The 16,388-nt window shown below is 65.7% G+C and carries 16 protein-coding genes and 1 tRNA gene; 10 read left to right on the top strand and 7 right to left on the bottom strand.

Going from position 1 to position 16,388, the window contains the following annotated elements; translation table 11 throughout:
• Positions 1 to 2: 2 nt before the first annotated feature.
• The 3 genes from IE097_RS08810 to mutM all read right to left on the bottom strand — a co-directional run bounded on the left by IE097_RS08810 (position 3) and on the right by mutM (position 3,763).
• Entirely contained in the window at positions 3 to 758 is a 756-nt protein-coding gene (locus IE097_RS08810) for a copper homeostasis protein CutC (protein ID WP_189459909.1), read from the bottom strand.
• Between the two features lie 110 nt (positions 759 to 868).
• Complete coding sequence (locus IE097_RS08805) at positions 869 to 2,887, bottom strand: dynamin family protein (RefSeq protein ID WP_189459908.1); 2,019 nt, start codon at positions 2,885 to 2,887, stop codon at positions 869 to 871.
• Positions 2,888 to 2,947: 60 nt separating this feature from the next.
• Entirely contained in the window at positions 2,948 to 3,763 is an 816-nt protein-coding gene (gene mutM / locus IE097_RS08800; protein WP_189459907.1) for a bifunctional DNA-formamidopyrimidine glycosylase/DNA-(apurinic or apyrimidinic site) lyase, read from the bottom strand.
• Positions 3,764 to 3,857: 94 nt separating this feature from the next.
• Here mutM and IE097_RS08795 point away from each other — a divergent pair, with 94 nt between their 5' ends.
• The 10 genes from IE097_RS08795 to IE097_RS08750 all read left to right on the top strand — a co-directional run bounded on the left by IE097_RS08795 (position 3,858) and on the right by IE097_RS08750 (position 11,876).
• Positions 3,858 to 5,639 (top strand): tetratricopeptide repeat protein, encoded by a 1,782-nt coding sequence (locus tag IE097_RS08795; protein WP_189459906.1) that lies wholly within the window; start codon positions 3,858 to 3,860, stop codon positions 5,637 to 5,639.
• Entirely contained in the window at positions 5,636 to 6,178 is a 543-nt protein-coding gene (lolB, locus tag IE097_RS08790; RefSeq protein WP_189459905.1) for a lipoprotein insertase outer membrane protein LolB, read from the top strand. Before IE097_RS08795 ends, lolB begins: the two co-directional genes overlap by 4 nt.
• Positions 6,166 to 7,035: a 4-(cytidine 5'-diphospho)-2-C-methyl-D-erythritol kinase gene (gene ispE / locus IE097_RS08785; RefSeq protein ID WP_189459904.1), complete on the top strand. Its 870-nt coding sequence runs from the start codon at positions 6,166 to 6,168 to the stop codon at positions 7,033 to 7,035. Before lolB ends, ispE begins: the two co-directional genes overlap by 13 nt.
• A gap of 15 nt (positions 7,036 to 7,050) precedes the next feature.
• Positions 7,051 to 7,127: transfer RNA gene (locus IE097_RS08780), tRNA-Gln, on the top strand.
• A gap of 61 nt (positions 7,128 to 7,188) precedes the next feature.
• Positions 7,189 to 8,139, top strand: coding sequence for a ribose-phosphate pyrophosphokinase (locus IE097_RS08775; protein ID WP_189459903.1), 951 nt, complete (start codon positions 7,189 to 7,191; stop codon positions 8,137 to 8,139).
• 77 nt (positions 8,140 to 8,216) lie between these two features.
• Positions 8,217 to 8,795: a 50S ribosomal protein L25/general stress protein Ctc gene (locus IE097_RS08770; protein ID WP_189459902.1), complete on the top strand. Its 579-nt coding sequence runs from the start codon at positions 8,217 to 8,219 to the stop codon at positions 8,793 to 8,795.
• Between the two features lie 142 nt (positions 8,796 to 8,937).
• Positions 8,938 to 9,543, top strand: a complete 606-nt coding sequence (locus IE097_RS08765) for a hypothetical protein (protein ID WP_189459901.1) — start codon at positions 8,938 to 8,940, stop codon at positions 9,541 to 9,543.
• A 65-nt stretch (positions 9,544 to 9,608) separates the two neighbouring features.
• The gene (gene pth / locus IE097_RS08760; protein ID WP_189459900.1) at positions 9,609 to 10,223 is read left to right on the top strand and encodes an aminoacyl-tRNA hydrolase; all 615 of its coding nucleotides are present in this window, start codon (positions 9,609 to 9,611) and stop codon (positions 10,221 to 10,223) included.
• Between the two features lies 1 nt (position 10,224).
• Positions 10,225 to 10,839 carry an AAA family ATPase gene (locus IE097_RS08755; RefSeq protein WP_189459899.1) on the top strand — a complete coding sequence of 205 codons (615 nt, stop codon included), beginning with the start codon at positions 10,225 to 10,227 and terminating at the stop codon, positions 10,837 to 10,839.
• Positions 10,836 to 11,876 carry a CobW family GTP-binding protein gene (locus IE097_RS08750; protein ID WP_189459898.1) on the top strand — a complete coding sequence of 347 codons (1,041 nt, stop codon included), beginning with the start codon at positions 10,836 to 10,838 and terminating at the stop codon, positions 11,874 to 11,876. Before IE097_RS08755 ends, IE097_RS08750 begins: the two co-directional genes overlap by 4 nt.
• Here the strand turns inward: IE097_RS08750 and IE097_RS08745 are convergent.
• The 4 genes from IE097_RS08745 to IE097_RS08730 all read right to left on the bottom strand — a co-directional run bounded on the left by IE097_RS08745 (position 11,854) and on the right by IE097_RS08730 (position 16,345).
• Positions 11,854 to 12,357 (bottom strand): hypothetical protein, encoded by a 504-nt coding sequence (locus tag IE097_RS08745; protein ID WP_189459897.1) that lies wholly within the window; start codon positions 12,355 to 12,357, stop codon positions 11,854 to 11,856. The genes IE097_RS08750 and IE097_RS08745 overlap by 23 nt on opposite strands.
• Before the next feature lie 130 nt (positions 12,358 to 12,487).
• The gene (locus IE097_RS08740) at positions 12,488 to 12,967 is read right to left on the bottom strand and encodes a hypothetical protein (RefSeq protein ID WP_189459896.1); all 480 of its coding nucleotides are present in this window, start codon (positions 12,965 to 12,967) and stop codon (positions 12,488 to 12,490) included.
• A 175-nt stretch (positions 12,968 to 13,142) separates the two neighbouring features.
• Positions 13,143 to 14,261 carry a c-type cytochrome biogenesis protein CcsB gene (gene ccsB / locus IE097_RS08735; RefSeq protein ID WP_189459895.1) on the bottom strand — a complete coding sequence of 373 codons (1,119 nt, stop codon included), beginning with the start codon at positions 14,259 to 14,261 and terminating at the stop codon, positions 13,143 to 13,145.
• Positions 14,258 to 16,345, bottom strand: coding sequence for a cytochrome c biogenesis protein ResB (locus IE097_RS08730; protein WP_189459894.1), 2,088 nt, complete (start codon positions 16,343 to 16,345; stop codon positions 14,258 to 14,260). The genes ccsB and IE097_RS08730 overlap by 4 nt, the downstream gene beginning before the upstream one ends.
• Positions 16,346 to 16,388 lie beyond the last annotated feature (43 nt).

Below are 16,388 nucleotides of genomic sequence, written 5' to 3'. Positions count from 1 at the left end.
CGTCACGCCCCGCGGGCGTTGGCGACCAGCTCGCGCACCAGCGTCGCGTCGGTGTCGACGATCGCGTATTCGTCCTGACCCGGTGCACCCATCTTGACCACGGCGTTGCGGTAGCGCATCGCGCTGTCGCGCGGTGCGCGGCCCGAGCTGTGGTACTCGCGGCAGCCGGTCAGCCTGACCAGTTCGGCAATGTTGTGACCGCGCACGCCGGCCCCGGGCATCACGACCAGCCGGTCGCCGGCGATCTCGTTCAGCCGTTTGAGCATCGCGGCACCTTCGAGCGCACTCGGTGCCTGGCCGCTGGTGAGCAGCCGGTTGCAGCCGGTGGCGATCACGTCCTCGAGCGCCTTGAGCGGGTCGCGGGCGACGTCGAAGGCACGGTGGAAGCTCACCTGCATCGGCGCGGCGAGTTCGACGAGCTCGCGGGTCCGGGCGACGTCGACGTCACCGTCGGCGGTCAGCAGGCCGATCACCACGCCGTCGGCGCCGATCTTCTTGCAGGCGAGAATGTCGCGCTTCATCACCTCGAACTCGATCTCGTCGTAAAGGAAGTCGCCGCCACGAGGACGGATGATGACGTTCAGCGTGATCCACAGCCGGTCGCGTGCGACGGCGATCGCGCCGTGCGACGGCGTGGTGCCGCCCTCGAGCAGGTTGTCGCAGAACTCGACGCGTGCGGCGCCGCCTTCCTGCGCGGCCAGACACGAGTAAACCGAGCCGGCGCAGATTTCCAGCTGGACTTGTTCGGATGCGGACATGGTATTCCTCCGTGGGCAATGCCGGAGATGGTAGCGCTGCCGGCCGCCGTACCCAAACAAAAAGCCGCGCAGTGGCGCGGCTTTTTGCTCCGGATCAAGCGGGACCGGGCTCAGGCGGCACGGCCCTCGCGGACCATGCCGGCGTTCAGCACCGTGAACACCGCGCGCTGGCGCTCGTTCAGCTCGGCCAGCTGTTGGGCGAGCTGGCGGTCGATGTCCTCGAGCTCCTCGATCCGGCCTTCGAGCGTGTCGGTGGCCTTGTGGATGCGCTTGATGCTCTCGAGCCGGCGGCGCAGCTGCAGCTGGTGTTCCTTGACCTGCGTTTCCATCGGCGCCATCACTGCCTTGAGCCAGTGCTCGACGTCGCGGTTCGCAACTTCGAACACGTAGACGACCCGGCTGGCGACGGTCTCGAAGAACTTGTGCGTCAGGCGGCCCTGGCTGGTCGTCAGCAGCTTGCCGACGGTATTGAAGTGCTCGCGGAACGACTTCTCCAGCCGTGCCAGCTCCTTGTGGTACTTGAGCGTCGAGAACGGCGGCGGGGTGACCTGGCCGAGACCGTGTTCCTCGCTGAACTTCTTGTACATCGCCGCCATCATCGCCTGCACTTCGGCGACCTGTTCGGCGGCCTTGCTGATGTTGTCGTTCACGTCCCTGAAGAAGCGGTCCATGATCGCGCGCAGACCGGATTCGCCGAACGAGAACAGGCTGCGTTCCATTTCGGCGCGGATGCCGGCGATCTGAGCCTTCAGCGCGTCCATGCCCAACAGTGTCAGCAGCTGGTTCTGCTGCTGCGAGAAGATCGAGCGCAGTGCCTGGAAGCGCACCAGTCCCTGTTCGAACTCGCGCTTGTCGGCCTGGACCTTGTCCATCATCTGCGCGACGACGTCCTGGTTCTTGCCGCGCAGTCCGGTCAGCTCGAACAGCTGTTCGGTCACGCCGTCACGCCGCGCCGAGAGGATGCCGCGCGTGGCCATGACGATGTCTTCGACCTCGGTCACCGTCGCGTCGCGGACGATGTCGAGCTTGGCCGGCAGCAGCTCTTCGGACAGTGCGGTTTCCAGCGCGGTCAGGCGGGCACGTTCGAGCAGCGCGGGGTTGTCCTGCACCTTGGCGACCAGCGCCTTCTGTGCGGAGACCGGATAGACCTGCCGGGTAGAGATGCCGAGCAGCTGCGCGGTGCTGTCGACCTGGCGGGCAATTTCGGCATCCGTTTCGGCCGGCGATTTCAGTTCGTCCCACAGCGTATCGATCTTGTTGAGCACGACCAGCCGGCCGCGACCGCTACCCTGCGATTTGCCGATGTGGTTGCGCCACACGTCGATATCGCTCTTGGTGACGCCGGTCTCGGCGGCAAGGATGAACAGGATGGCGTGCGCGTTCGGCAGCAGGTTCAGCGTCAGCTCGGGCTCGGTACCGATGGCGTTCAGCCCCGGCGTATCGAGGATGACCAGCCCCTGTTCGAGCAGCGGGTGCGGGAAGTTGATGATGGCGTGGCGCCAGCACGGAATCTCGATCGTGCCGTCGGCGCCGACCACCAGTTGCTGGTCTGCATCGCTGGCGTCGTACAGCCCGTACTTCTGCGCTTCGGCCAGCGAAACCCGGCGGGTTTCGCCGACGCGGCGGAAGGCCGCAAGCAACTGGTCCGGGTTGTCGAGGTCGAGGGCGATCGTCGTCCACTCTTCCGGATAGCGGCGGTATTCGCTGGTGGTGACGTTCGCGCCGCGGGTTTCGATCGGCAGCAGCTTGATCGCCGGGAATTCGCTGGCGTCGTACAGCAGCTCGGTCGGACACATCGTCGTCCGTCCCGCCGACGAGGGCAGCACGCGCTTGCCGTAGTGGGCGAAGAAGATGGCGTTGATCAGTTCGGACTTGCCGCGCGAGAACTCGGCGACAAAGGCGATGTTGAGCTTGTCGTCGCGCAGCTTGCCCTGCAGCGCGTTGATGCGCAGCTGGGTCTGCGCGTCGTCGAGGTCCTGTTCGGTGAGCCAGCGCGACAGTTGCGCCACCGACTGCGTCAGCGTCGCGCGCCACTGGCTGTAGGCCTGGAAGTCGCCGACGAGGCGATCGCCTGCGTCGGTCGGATCGTTGACGGCGACATCGTCGCGATGCAGGTAATCGGTGCTCATGGGCTCACGGCCTCGTATTGTAAATATTGCCGCTGTTATCACCCGCGCGCGCGACGGTTGTCAACGCTGGCAGTGGGGGCAGTAGTAGCTTGTCCGCTGGCCGATACGGATTTGCCGGATGAGCGTGCCGCAAACGCGGCAGGGTGTGTCATTCCGGCCATAGACGAAGGCGTTGAGCTGGAAGTAGCCGGGCTTGCCTTCGGAGTCGACGAAGTCGCGCAGCGTACTGCCGCCGGCGGTGATCGCCTCCGCCAGCGTCGCCTTGATCGCCTCGGTCAGCATCGCGGTTTCGGCGGCACTCAGCGTGCTGGCCGGCCGCTCCGGATGGACGCCGGCGCGGAACAGCGACTCGGACGCGTAGATGTTGCCGACGCCGACGACGACATGGTTGTCCATGATCACCAGCTTCACCGCGCGGCGCGTACGCGCCAGCGCTGCGGCGAGATGGGCGGCGTCGAAGGCGCCGGACAGCGGCTCCGGCCCCAGCGCGGCAATCAGCGGGTGGTCGCTGCCATCGCCGTCGGCCCACAGCAGTGCGCCGAAGCGGCGCGGATCGCGGTAGCGCAGCCGCACGCCCGAAGTCAGGACCAGGTCGAAATGATCGTGCTTTTCGGGCGGGTAGGCCTCGGTCAGTACGCGCAGGCTGCCGCTCATGCCGAGGTGGAGGATGGCCGTGCCGCTGTCGAACCCGATCAGCAAATATTTGGCGCGGCGCCGCAACGAGCGTATCGGCTGTCCGGCCAGCAAGTCCGGCAGTCCGGCCGGAATCGGCCAGCGCAGCCTCGCCTCGCGGACGATCAGCGACTGCACGACGGCGTCATCAAGATAGGGGGCGACGCCGCGACGCGTAGTTTCGACTTCGGGAAGTTCGGGCATGGTCTTTACTGGTAAAGCGTGCCGGCGTTTGGACGCCGTCACGCCGATTCATTAAGATCAGTCTGTCTAACATAAAACAGGCCAAGCCGTCGCCATGACCAATCCGCCCGCCGTTCGTACCCTGCTGTCGGCCCTGTTGCTCGCACTCGGGCTCTCGGCCTGCGCGTCGATGGGCGGCGCACCGGCCCCGTCGGGCAACGCCAGCGAACCGGCTGCCGAAACTGCGCCGGGGCTCGACGAGGATGCGATTCCCGACGACAAGCTGCCCAAGGTACCGCTGACCAGCGAACTGCTGCTGCGCTTCCTCGTCGGCGACATCGCACTGCAGCGCGACCGGCCGCAGCTGGCGGCGCAGACCTGGCACGATCTGGCGCAGCGGACCAACGATCCGCGCGTCGCGCGACGCGCGACCGAAGTGGCGATCGGCAGCGGCCAGCTGTCGATCGCCCGTGACGACGCGCAGCGCTGGATCGACGCGGTACCCGATTCGGCTGCGGCGCGTCAGGTGATGCTCAGCCTGCTGATCCGTGCCAACCGCCTCGATGAGGCCAAGCCGCACATCCAGGCGCTGCTTGCCGCCCAGCCGCAGGAAATCGCGCCGTTCTTCCTGCAGATGCACATGCTCTGGGACAAGAACACCGACCGTGAAGCGGCACTCCGGCTCACCGAGGAGCTGACGACGCCGTACCCGCAGCTCGCCGAGGCGCACTTTGCCCGTGCCGTGGCGCTGGCCAACGTCGGTCGCATCGACGAAGCGCTGAAGGAGCTCGACGAAGCAAACCGGCTCAAGGCCAACTGGGAGCCGGCGATCCTTTACCGCGCCCAGCTGATGGGCAAGTCGTCGTCGCCCGAGGCGCGCATCGACTACCTGCAGTCGGCCGAGCGCAGCCTGCCCAAGTCGATGGCGCTGCGGTCGGCGCTCGCGCGCGAGTACGTCGAGGCCAACCGCCTCGACGCGGCGCTCAAGGTCTACAACGAAATGCTTGCCTTGCAGCCGAACAACCTCGAGGCGCTGACCGGCAGCGGTCTGGTTGCGCTGCAGCTGCACGACCTCGACACGGCCGAACAGCGCCTGACGCGCGCGACCGAACTGGCACCGCAGCAGACCGGCAACCTGCGCTATTACCTCGGCCAGATTGCCGAAGAGCGCTACCGTTTCGTCGAAGCGCGCGACTGGTACGAAGGTGTCGACGGCGAATTCAAGCTGTCGGCCGACAAGCGCCTTGTGCGCGTGCTGGCCCGGCTGGGCGACCTCGATGGCGCGCAGGCGACCGTCAAGGCGATTCCGGCACCGAACGACGAGGCGAAGATCGAGAAGATCCAGCTCGAAGCGTCGATCTGGCGCGAGGTCAAGCAGTACCGCAAGGGTTATGACGTGCTGAGCGAAGGGCTCAAACGCTATCCGGCCAGTGCCGACCTGATGTACGACCGATCGCTGTTTGCCGACCTGATGGGCAGGCAGGACGAGGCCGAGGCCGAGCTGCGGCGTTATCTGGCACTCGAACCCGACAGCGCCATCGGCATGAATGCGCTCGGCTACACGCTGGCCAACCGCTCGAAACCGACCGATACGGCCCGCCTGGCCGAGTCGCAGAAGCTGCTCGATGCCGCGCTGGCCAAGGAGCCCGACAATCCGACCGTGCTCGACAGCATGGGCTGGCTGCGTTATCGCCAGGGCCGGCTGGCCGATGCGAAAACGCTGCTCGAGAAGGCCTACGCGCGGATGCCCGACCCCGAAATCGGGGCTCATCTGGCCGAGGTGCTCTGGCAGCTCGGTGACAAGGGCGGCGCACGCAAGCTGTTCGACGCGGCCATCAAGCTCGATCCGGGCAACGAGATCGTTCAGGAGACGGTACAGCGGCTGGGCGCCAAGTGAGGCGCCGGTTCGCTTCGGCGCTGCTCGGTGCAGCGCTGCTGGCCGGCTGCGCCAGCGTTCCGCCGCCGCCGGCTGCCGGCGATCTGGTCGCACTCGGGCGCGTCAGCATCAAGCGCCCGCAAGGCAACGACTACGCCAACTTCGTCTGGACCTGGCATGCCGCCGAGAGCCGGCTGGCGCTGAACAACCCGCTGGGGCAGACGCTGGCCGAGCTGACGATGACCGCCAGTGGCGCCAGCTATCGCGACGCCGAGGGACGGGTCCTCAGTGCTGCCGACGCCGATGCGCTGTTGCTGGATGGCCTCGGCTGGTCTGTACCGGTCAACGGCCTCGTGCACTGGCTGAAGGGCGAAGCGGACCCGGCCAGTCCGGCGACGGTCAGTGATGCCGACGGCAAGCGCACCATCGTGCAGGCCGGCTGGCGGATCGAGCTGTCCGAGTGGCTGCCGCGCACAGCCGGCCAGCCGCTGCCGCGCCGCCTGCATCTGACCCGGCCCGATCTCGACCTGCGCATTGCGATTTCCGAATGGCAACCCTGAACGACTTTCTGCCCGACCATGACGGCTGGCGCGCCTTCCCGGCGCCGGCCAAGCTCAACCTCTTCCTGCACGTCACCGGACGCCGCGACGACGGCTATCACCTGCTGCAATCGGTGTTCCAGCTGATCGACCTGGCCGACACGATCCGGTTGCGGCTGCGCGATGACGGCGAGATCGTCCGCACCGGGCTAATCCCCGGCGTTCCGGCCGACACCGACCTGACCGTCCGCGCCGCGCGCCTGCTGCAGCAGGAGACCGGCTGTCGCAGCGGCGTCGACATCGCGATCGACAAGCGCCTGCCCATGGGCGGCGGCGTCGGTGGCGGCAGCTCGGACGCCGCGACGGTACTGCTGGCATTGAACCGGCTGTGGCGGCTCGACCTGAGTCGCGAACGGCTGATGCAGCTCGGTGCTTCGCTGGGCGCCGACGTGCCGTTTTTCGTCTTCGGCGAAACGGCCTTTGTCGAAGGCATCGGTGAGCGGATGCGTGCCGTTGCCAGTACCGACGGGTACTTCGTCGTGCTGCATCCGCCGGTCCACGTGCCGACCCCGGAGATTTTTCGCGATCAGGGCTTGACGCGGGATACACCGTCGCTTAATATGCGCGACCTCAACACAGCAACTACCCGCAACGATTTGCAGGCGGTGGCTGTGAGGAAGCATCCTCTGGTCGGGCAGTACATCGCTTGGCTGAGCCGGTTTTCTCCGGCCAGGATGACCGGTTCCGGAAGCTGTGTTTTTGCACTTTTTGCTTCACAAGCCGGCGCGGATGCAGTAGTATCCCAGCTTCCTCGGGACATGACCGGATGGACGGCGAAAGCAGTCGATCGGCATCCGTTGAAAGAATTTGCCGGATGATCGGCAAGTGCCGCTAGGGGAGTCGCCAAGTTGGTTAAGGCATCGGATTTTGATTCCGACATGCGAAGGTTCGAATCCTTCTTCCCCTGCCAAATTCGAAAAGAAAAGCGTGTAACCCGGGTTACACGCTTTTCGTTTTTCTAGGGTTTGAAAATGGCTTACGACAGCCTCATGGTCTTTACCGGCAACGCTAACCCCAAGCTTGCCGATCGTGTTGTCAATCATCTCGACATCTCGCTGGGCCGGGCAACCGTCGGCCGTTTCTCCGATGGCGAAGTCACCGTCGAGCTGCTGGAAAACGTTCGCGGCCGCGACGTTTTCGTTCTGCAGTCGACCTGTGTGCCGACCAACGACAACCTGATGGAAATGATCCTGATCGTCGATGCGCTCAAGCGCGCCTCGGCCGGCCGGATCACCGCGGCGATTCCGTATTTCGGCTACGCCCGCCAGGACCGCCGCCCGCGTTCGGCGCGCGTGCCGATCTCGGCCAAGGTCGTTGCCAACATGCTGCAGGCCGCCGGCGTCGACCGCCTGCTGACCGTCGACGTGCATGCCGACCAGATCCAGGGCTTCTTCGACATTCCGGTCGACAACATCTATTCGACGCCGGTGCTGTTCGCCGACATCCGCGCGCAGAACTACGAAAACCTGATGGTCGTGTCGCCGGACGTCGGCGGCGTACTGCGTGCCCGTGCGATGGCCAAGCAGCTCGGTACCGACATGGCGATCATCGACAAGCGCCGTCCGAAGGCCAACGTGGCCGAAGTGATGCACATCATCGGTGACGTGAAGGACCGGACCTGCCTGATCGTCGACGACATGATCGATACCGCCAACACCCTGTGCAAGGCCGCCGCCGCGCTGAAGGCGCACGGTGCCAAGCGCGTGCTGGCGTATGCCACGCACCCGGTGTTCTCCGGTGCCGCCGTCGAGCGCATCCTGCAGTCGGATCTCGACGAAGTCGTCGTGACCGACACCATTCCGCTGTCGGACACTGCCGAACTGTCGGGCCGCATCCGCTGCGTGTCGATCGCCGGCCTGCTGGCCGAGACGATGCGCCGCATCAACAACGAAGAGTCGGTCTCGTCGCTGTTCGTTGACTAATTCAGGGGAGTTTTCCCCGGAATCGGCAGCCTTCCTGGTCGCGGGAGGCTGTTGCTTTTAATGCTATGGAGCAAACCATGACTTACGAAATTCAAGCTGCAGCCCGTGCTGCACAGGGTACCGGTGCGAGCCGCCGCCTGCGCAAGACTGGCAAACTGCCGGGTATCGTCTACGGCGGCAGCGCTGCCCCGCTGGCGATCGAACTCGATCACAACAGCATGTACTACACCCTGCAGGAAGAAGCGTTCCACACCGCGCTGATCAAGCTCGCCGTGGATGGCAAGACCGAACAGGTGCTGCTGCGCTCGGTGAACTACCACCCGTTCAAGCAGCAAGTGCTGCACGTGGACTTCCAGCGCGTTGAAGCCGGTACCACCGTTGAAGTGCGCGTTCCGCTGCACTTCGTCGGCGCCGATACCTGCGAAGGCGTGAAGCTGCAAGGCGGTTCGATCCGTTACATCCTGAATGATGTGAAGGTTCGCTGCCTGGCCGACAAGATCCCGGAATTCCTCAACGTGGATCTGTCGAAGATGGCCGTTGGCAACACCATCGCCCACTTGGCCGACATCCAGCTGCCGGAAGGCGTGGAGCTGATGGCTCTGGTTCGTGGCGAAGACCTCGCTGTGGCCAGCCTGAACGGCGCCAAGGCCGGTTAATCCAGCCTGTTCCGTCCGAAACCCGCCGTGGCGCAAGCCCGGCGGGTTTTTTGTTTGCCCGGTTTGCCGGATCGCTGACGGACAGCGCGTGCATGGCCGGGCTGGGCTACGATGACCGCATCATTCCGGCAGATGGACTTGCATGTATTCGAACGAACAACCGGAAGGGCAGGACGTCCATCGCCGGCACGTGGCCAGTCCGCTCGAATGGCTGGCTAACCTGCCGGTGATTCCACCACGGCATCGCACCAAGGTCCGGATGGTTGGCCTGCTGCTCGGTGCGGTATTGCTGATGTACTGGCTGGTACCGCGCTGGGGCGTGTCGCCCTTCCATTCGCGCCAGGACGGTCTCGACTACTATCCGTACTTCACCGACGTTCAGTCGCCCCGATTCCAGTCGTCGGCACCTGCGCGGATGCCGGATACCGTCGTCGCCGTCGGCTGGCCGGGCTGGCGGCTGGAACAGTACGCCAAACGGGACGGCGAGGCCAATGGCTGGCTGGTGCTGCGCAATGCGGACGGCAGCGTACGCTGGCAGCAGGTCGCCGACAACGGCAACTGGCTCGGCGATTACCGGCTCAAGCCCGGTTCGGCCCACTGGGCCTGGTTCGGCGGCTGGGTGGTCGAGCTGCAATCGCCGCAGGTCGATGCGGCACGCCTGTATCTGGCGCCGGACGGTTCGCCCCGGCTGATCCGCCAGTGGCCGAACGCGCAGGCCAGAGCGACCCTCAAGGCGCTGGGCGCCTAGCGGCTGCGACTCGCGTTATCATGGTGGCCTTGCCTGCCACGGGCGGGCCATCCGCATTCTTTCCGATGTCCTCTATCAAACTGATCGTCGGCCTGGGCAACCCCGGGGCCGAATACGCTGCGACCCGGCACAACGCCGGTTTCTGGTGGGTCGACCAGCTGGCGCGCGATGCTGGCGTTTCCCTGCGTCACGACGCCAAGTTTCACGGTCTCGCCGGCCGGGCCCGGCTGGACGGGCGCGAGGTGTGGTTGCTCGAACCGCAGACCTACATGAACAAGAGCGGGCTGTCGGTCGTCGCGCTGGCGCAGTTCTACAAGATACTGCCGAACGAGATCCTCGTGGTTCACGACGAGCTCGACCTGCCGGCCGGGCAGATCAAGCTCAAGCAGGGCGGTGGCCACGGTGGCCACAACGGCCTGCGCGACATCCAGGCCCATTTGTCGACGCCGGCGTTCTGGCGGCTGCGGGTCGGGGTCGGCCATCCCGGCAACCGCAATGAGGTAGTGAGCTTCGTCCTCAAGCCGCCGCGCAAGGAAGAGCAGGACGCGATCGACGATGCGCTGACACGGGCGCACCACATCCTGCCGATGCTGCTCGCCGGTGAAACCGGCGCGGCAATGCAGAAGCTGCATACCGACGACAGCAAGACCCGGCCGCACAAGCCGGCCCCGGGCGCCTGACATGCAGACGATTCTGGTGGCCAATCCCAAGGGGGGCAGCGGCAAGACAACGGTGGCGATCCAGCTCGCAACGTGGTTTGCCTGGCAACGCCGCCCGGTGATGCTGGCCGACCTGGATCGGCAACAATCGGCATTGCGCTGGCTGGCGCAGCGCCCCGATACCTTTCCGGTGATTCGCGGGCGTGACGGGATCGTCGACCGCCTGCCGGCCGATGCCGTGCAGGTCGTCGACAGTCCGGCCGGACTGCACGGCAAACTGTTCGACGCCGCCCTGCAGGCCGCCGATCGCATCGTCGTGCCGATGCAACCGGCAGCATTCGACCGCTGGGCCAGTGCCGACTTCTTTACCCGTCTCGCCGACGAAAAGCGTGTCCGCAAGGGCAAGGTCGACGTTGCGCTGCTCGGGATGCGTGTCAACGCACGGACGCAGACGGCGCGCGACTTTGCCGCGTTCGTCGATGATGCGGCGCTGCCACTGCTGGGGACGATCCGCGACACACAACTTTATGTACAACTGCAGCCGCGCGGTCTCGCGCTGTTCGACCTGCCCCGGCCGCGTTTCGAACGCGACTATGGCCAGTGGCAGGTTCTGCTGAACTGGGTTTCCCGACCATGACTCCAAATGCACCGATTCCGGTCAACCTTGTCACCGGTTTCCTCGGTGTCGGCAAAACCACCGCACTGACCCGGCTGCTGGCGGACAAGCCCGCCGGCGAGTACTGGGCGGTGATCGTCAACGAGTTCGGCGAGGTGGGGATCGACGGCGCGACGCTGTCGTCGAGTGGCGACGAGTTGAACGTCGCCGAAGTACCCGGCGGCTGCATCTGTTGCACGACGAGTCCGATGTTGCGGACAACGCTGACGCGCTTGGCGCGTGGCCGGCGTCCCGATCGCCTGCTGATCGAGCCGTCGGGCCTTGGGCATCCGGCCGGCATCATCGACCTGCTGCGCGACCCCTTCCTCGCCAAGGCCTATCAGGTCCGGGCGGTCGTGACGCTGGTCGACCCGCGCCATCTCGACGACGCGCGCTATACCACGCACGAAACCTGGCGTGACCAGATCGAGCTTGCAGACGTGCTGGTGCTGAACAAGACCGACCTCGCCGACGTCGATCAGCTGGCACGCGCGACGCGTTTCGCTGCGGCGCTCTATCCGCCGAAGCTGGCCGTGGTCGAAGCGAGGCAGGGCGCGTTCGACCCGGACCTGCTCGATCTGGCCTTGCAGGCCGATCGCTGGCCCGTGCAGGAGCAGGCCGGCACCCCTGCACATGCTCTGGCGCCGCGCCGGACGCCGGTATCCGTTAACCCGGCGCCGATGTTCTGGCCGTCGCGGAACATGCAGAACAGCCTGGGGGCGGAGAGCTGCGGCTGGGTGTTCCCAGCCGAGACGCAGTTCGATTCGGCACTGGTGGCCGAGCTGTTCGAGGAGGCGGCCCTGCTGCTGCCGGGGCTGACGCGCGCGAAGGGCGTGTTCAGCACCGAGCGCGACTGGTACCGGCTCGACTGGGTCGATGGCATGAGCGGTGCTGCGGTATCGGCTTACCGGCGCGATTCGCGTGTCGAGTTCATCGTCGCGGGCGACGCACCGCCGGACTGGGCCGCCGTCGAGGCCAGGCTCGCGGCGGCGATGATCAGCGGCGCAGAATCGCGCTGATCTGCTGCAGGTAGCTTTGTGCCACTTCACCGTGGCCGCGATGGGTCATCAGCGATTCCCAATGCTGCAGGCACTGGTGCAGGCCGGCGTGATCGGCACACTGGCCGAGGACGCGATCGATCCATTCGTCCAGTTCGCCGCGCAGGTGGGTGTTGTTGCTGATGTAAACGATCTGGCGGATCTGCGCGAGCTGTTTGCTGCCCAGCGCAGCCGGGCTGGGCGCGGGCAGGCTGGCGGCAGCGGGGGACGGCGCCGGCACCGGGCCGATCTGGCCGGCGATCTTCTCGACCATGCCGTCCCATTCGAGTTCAAGCAGTGCCTGCAGCAGTTCACGACCGCTCAGGGTCGTGATCAGCTGGTCGGTGGTCTTGATGCCGTCGATCTGGATCAGCAGCTGGCGCGATTTGGCCGGCAGCCCGCTCGAACGGTTGACCATCTCGGCGAGTCCTTGCTGGGTTTTGCGATACACCACGCCTTGCATGCCGACTGCCCCTGGCTGAAATTCTGACGAATATATTACAACGTTGCCGCCATCACTGCTGGTCGAGCGGCCGGCGCATCAGAACGGGGGCGTGGCTGATCCGATTGATTGTTGACTTTGATGGAAAGAATCAAGCCAGCACGGAACGGATTTCGCGCAGTACCCGATCCGCGATGCTGCGGTGGCCGGAGCGGCGCAGCGCCGTTTGCCAGTCCTCGAGCAGCTGTTCGAGGGCGCCGGTTCCGCCGAGGGTGGCGAAGGCCGCATCGAATCGGGCCAGCCAGTTTTCACCGAGGTAGTTGCGGCTGCTTTCCTGCACCAGCGCGTGAACCCGCGCCAGCCGTTCCGCGGCCGGCAGGTCATGACCGCCGGCGGCACGTGCGGGCGCGGTCAGCGGGGCGCCGGTTTGTTCGGCGATCAGCGCCAGTTCGCGCAGGCGCGCCAGCGTGGCATCGACGTCGGTGGCCGGCGCAAGCTGTCGCAGCGCGGCGACGTCGCGCTGGCCGTCGATCATGATCAGCACCTGCCGCGCCTTGAAGCTGAGCAGGTCGCTGCGCGTCGCCAGTTCCTGCTGGGCCTTGGCGGTCTTGTGGTAAATCGTCGTGTCCATGTGTCCTCCCCCGGCCTGCATCGCGGTGAAAGTCGCGCGGCCGGTTCGGGCCCGGATCGCGCATTTTCGTAGCATAGGCTTACGGACTACATGCGTGTGAACGTGCTCGCGCAGTGTTGTATCGAGCGCAAGAAAAAGCCCGCGCATGGCGCGGGCTTCTCGGCGGGGCGACGGTTTACAGGCCGCCGTACGAGTGCAACCCCGAGAGGAACATGTTGACGCCGAGGAAGGCAAAGGTGGTGACCAGCAGACCGATGACCGACCACCACGCCAGCACGTTGCCGCGCCAGCCCTTGACCAAGCGGACGTGCAGCCAGGCGGCGTAGTTCAGCCAGACGATCAGCGCCCAGGTTTCCTTCGGGTCCCAGCTCCAGTAGCCGCCCCAAGCATCGGCAGCCCACATGGCGCCGAGGATGGTGGCGATCGTGAAGAACAGGAAGCCGATGGCGATGGCCTTGTAGGACACTTCGCCCAGGGTGTCGTAGCTTGGCAGCCTGCTGGCCAGTATCCCGCGTGAAACCAGCAGCTGGGCAAGGCCGAGCATGGCGGCAATGGCGAAGGCGCCGTAGCCGACGAAGTTGGCCGGCACGTGGATCTTCATCCACCACGACTGCAGCGCCGGAATCAGCGGCTGGATTTCGTGGGCGCCACGGTCGAACGAATACCAGAGAATGAAGCCGACCGCGGCGCTGATCACCAGCAGCACGAACGCACCCATGCTGCGTGCGGCGAAGCGCGCTTCGTAGTACAGGTACATCAGCGCGGTGATCAGGCAGAACAGCACGAAGACTTCGTACAGGTTCGACACCGGAATGTGACCGACGTCCGGGCCGATCAGATAGCCCTCGTACCAGCGCACCAGGCTCGAACTCAGCGACGCGGTTGCGGCGGCCCAGGTCAGGCCGGAGGCGATCGAGAGGCTGCTGGCGCTGCGACGCAACAGGCCGATCCAGTACATCAGCGTGGCCAGGAAGAACAGCACGCACATCCACATCACCAGCGACTGGCTGGTGAGCAGGTACTTGAGGAAGAAGTTGCTGCCGCCGCGTGCGAGATTGCGGTCGTACAGTTCGATGGCGGCGAGCGCGATCGCGCCGCAGAGCGGCAGGAAGCGCTGCATCGCCGGCCAGAAGCGGCCGAACCAGATCAGGCCGGCGGCGCAGGCGAACAGGATGCCCTGCTCGTAATAGTCCATGGCACCGCGATAGCGGCTGAAGCTGATCATCGCGGCGACCAGCACCAGTGCGGTGAACGCGATGGCGCCGACCGGGCGTTTGGCGGGGAGGGTGGTCATGTCGGTTCTCCGTCCGGCGTTGCCGCCGGCTTGGGCTTGGGCATCGCGCCGGGCGCGGACTCGGGTAGAAGCGCTGCGCGGTGCGCAGCAAAGGCATGGTCAAGATCGGCGTTGCGGCGGTTGCTGGTCATCGCGATCAGCGTCCTGCCGGCTTCGAGCCGGACCCACAGCCGCTCCTCGCGGATGTAGAACATGCAGAAGATGCCCATCACCAGCAGGACCGAGCCGAGGTAGACGACGGTCTTGCCCGGCGAGCGCGTCAGCTGGAAGCCGCTGGCCTGGACCTGGGTGAAGCCGGTCGGCTGCAGGTACACCGCCGGGCCGTAATCGAACAGATTGCTGGTTGCGACGAGACTGTCCATCAGGAAGCGGTAGTTGGTCTCGTCCATCGGTAGCGGCGCCAGGCCGGCCTGACGTTGGGCCTGTGCAAAGGCCTCGACCGCCGCACCCTGAAGAATCTTCAGATAGGTCTGCGCAACGGTCTGGCGCTGTTCGGCCGGCACCTTGCCGTCGAGGAAGCGCTCGAGCGCCGGGAAGCCGCCGCTGCCGAACTGGGTCAGTACGCTCCGGGTGACTTCGGCGAACTGGGCACGGTTCGTCGCCGAGAATGCACCGTCGCGGAAGGCCGCGTCGGCGGTGGCCTTGGCGATGGCCGGATACTGCTGCGGATCGAGCAGCGCATGGTGCACGCGCATGAAGGTGTCGACCTTGCCTTCCGTGTCGAGCGGCATGCGGATGAACGTGAATGGCTGTGCCACTTCGCGGCGCATGCCGGTGACCAGGTACAGGTGGTCGTCCAGCGGCTGCGGCGCCAGATAGTTCAGGTACTCGACCGCCTGGCCGGTGGCATCGCGCAGCTTGAACTGTACCGAAGGGCCGAGGTTGCGCAGGTTGTGTTCGCCCTTGACGCTGGCGGCCTGCGACAGCGCCTGTTCGAACTTGTTGACCGTGACCGCCGATTGCTGCGATTCGGTCTTGCCGAGGTTCTCGATGTTGAAGACACGCAGGTCGCCGGTTTCGAGCGTGTACGGCTGGCCGGCGATGGTCAACGCACTGCTGGCCTGCGAGCGGGCATCAAGCGGTGCCGCACTGCCGTTGCCGAGATCCCAGCGGGCGAAGCTCAGCGGCGAACCGCCGTCGCCGAAGCTGGCCTGATAGATCGCGACGCCGTCGACGACCATCGGTTTGTTGACCTCGACGGTGCCGCTCTGGCGGATCTTGCCGCTCTGGCGGTCGAGAATGTCGATGTCCGAGGCGAAGCGCTTGGGCTGGCCGGTGGTGTAGTAGTCGACGTGGAAAGCCTTGAGCCGGATCGCGAACGGCAGCTCCTGGACGAAATAGCCCTTGCCGGCGTTCAGGAACACCACGTCGGCCGCCGCGCCTTCGGGAACGGTCACGTTGCCGCGGAACGACAGGTTGGACGCGCTGAGGCGGCTGATCTCGGGCACCTGGCCCTGCGGCATGTCGCGGGTCTCGGGGGCCTTGTAGCCGGCGAGCTCCATCAGCTTGAGCGGCAGGTTGCCGTCGAGCAGACCGCCGATACAGATCACCACGATGGCCGCGTGGGCGAACAGGTAGCCGAGCTTCTGCCAGGCGCCGCGCTTGGCGGCGACCTGCCAGACCCGGTCGTGTTCGCGGATCCGGAAGCGGAAGCCGCTCTGCGTCAGGTGGGCAAGGACGTGCTCACGGTTGGCTTCACCGTCCGCCTCGGCGTGATGCGCCATCAGCCGCAAGGAACTGCGCCCGGCCTTTTCGCGCCAGCCGCGGATGTCGCGCAGCATGCCGGGTACGTGGCGCCAGATGCACAGCGACGTCGACAGCATGAGGAAGGCGAGCAGCAGCAGAAACCAGCTGGTGTGGTAGACGTCGAACAGCCCCAGCGGCTCGAAGATGCGGAACCAGAAGTCGCCGAATTCGAAGCGGTAATTGACGTAGGGTTCGTTCTGCTTCAGCACAGTGCCGATGACCGACGCGATCGACAGCACGGTCAGCAGGCTGATGGCGAAGCGCATCGACGAGAACAGCTCGAAGAGCGCCCGGCCGAACGGGGCCGGATGGTGACGGGGGGATTTTTTCGTAGTCATAAAGCAAAAAAGGGGCGATGGCCGCCCCTCTTGGTGAGTGAAT

Origin of the sequence: Jeongeupia chitinilytica (assembly GCF_014652315.1) — a bacterium.
GTDB classification, from domain to species: Bacteria; Pseudomonadota; Gammaproteobacteria; order Burkholderiales; family Chitinibacteraceae; genus Jeongeupia; species Jeongeupia chitinilytica.
The sequence above is the reverse complement of the archived record's forward strand: the minus strand, read 5'-3'. Positions and strand labels throughout refer to the sequence as shown.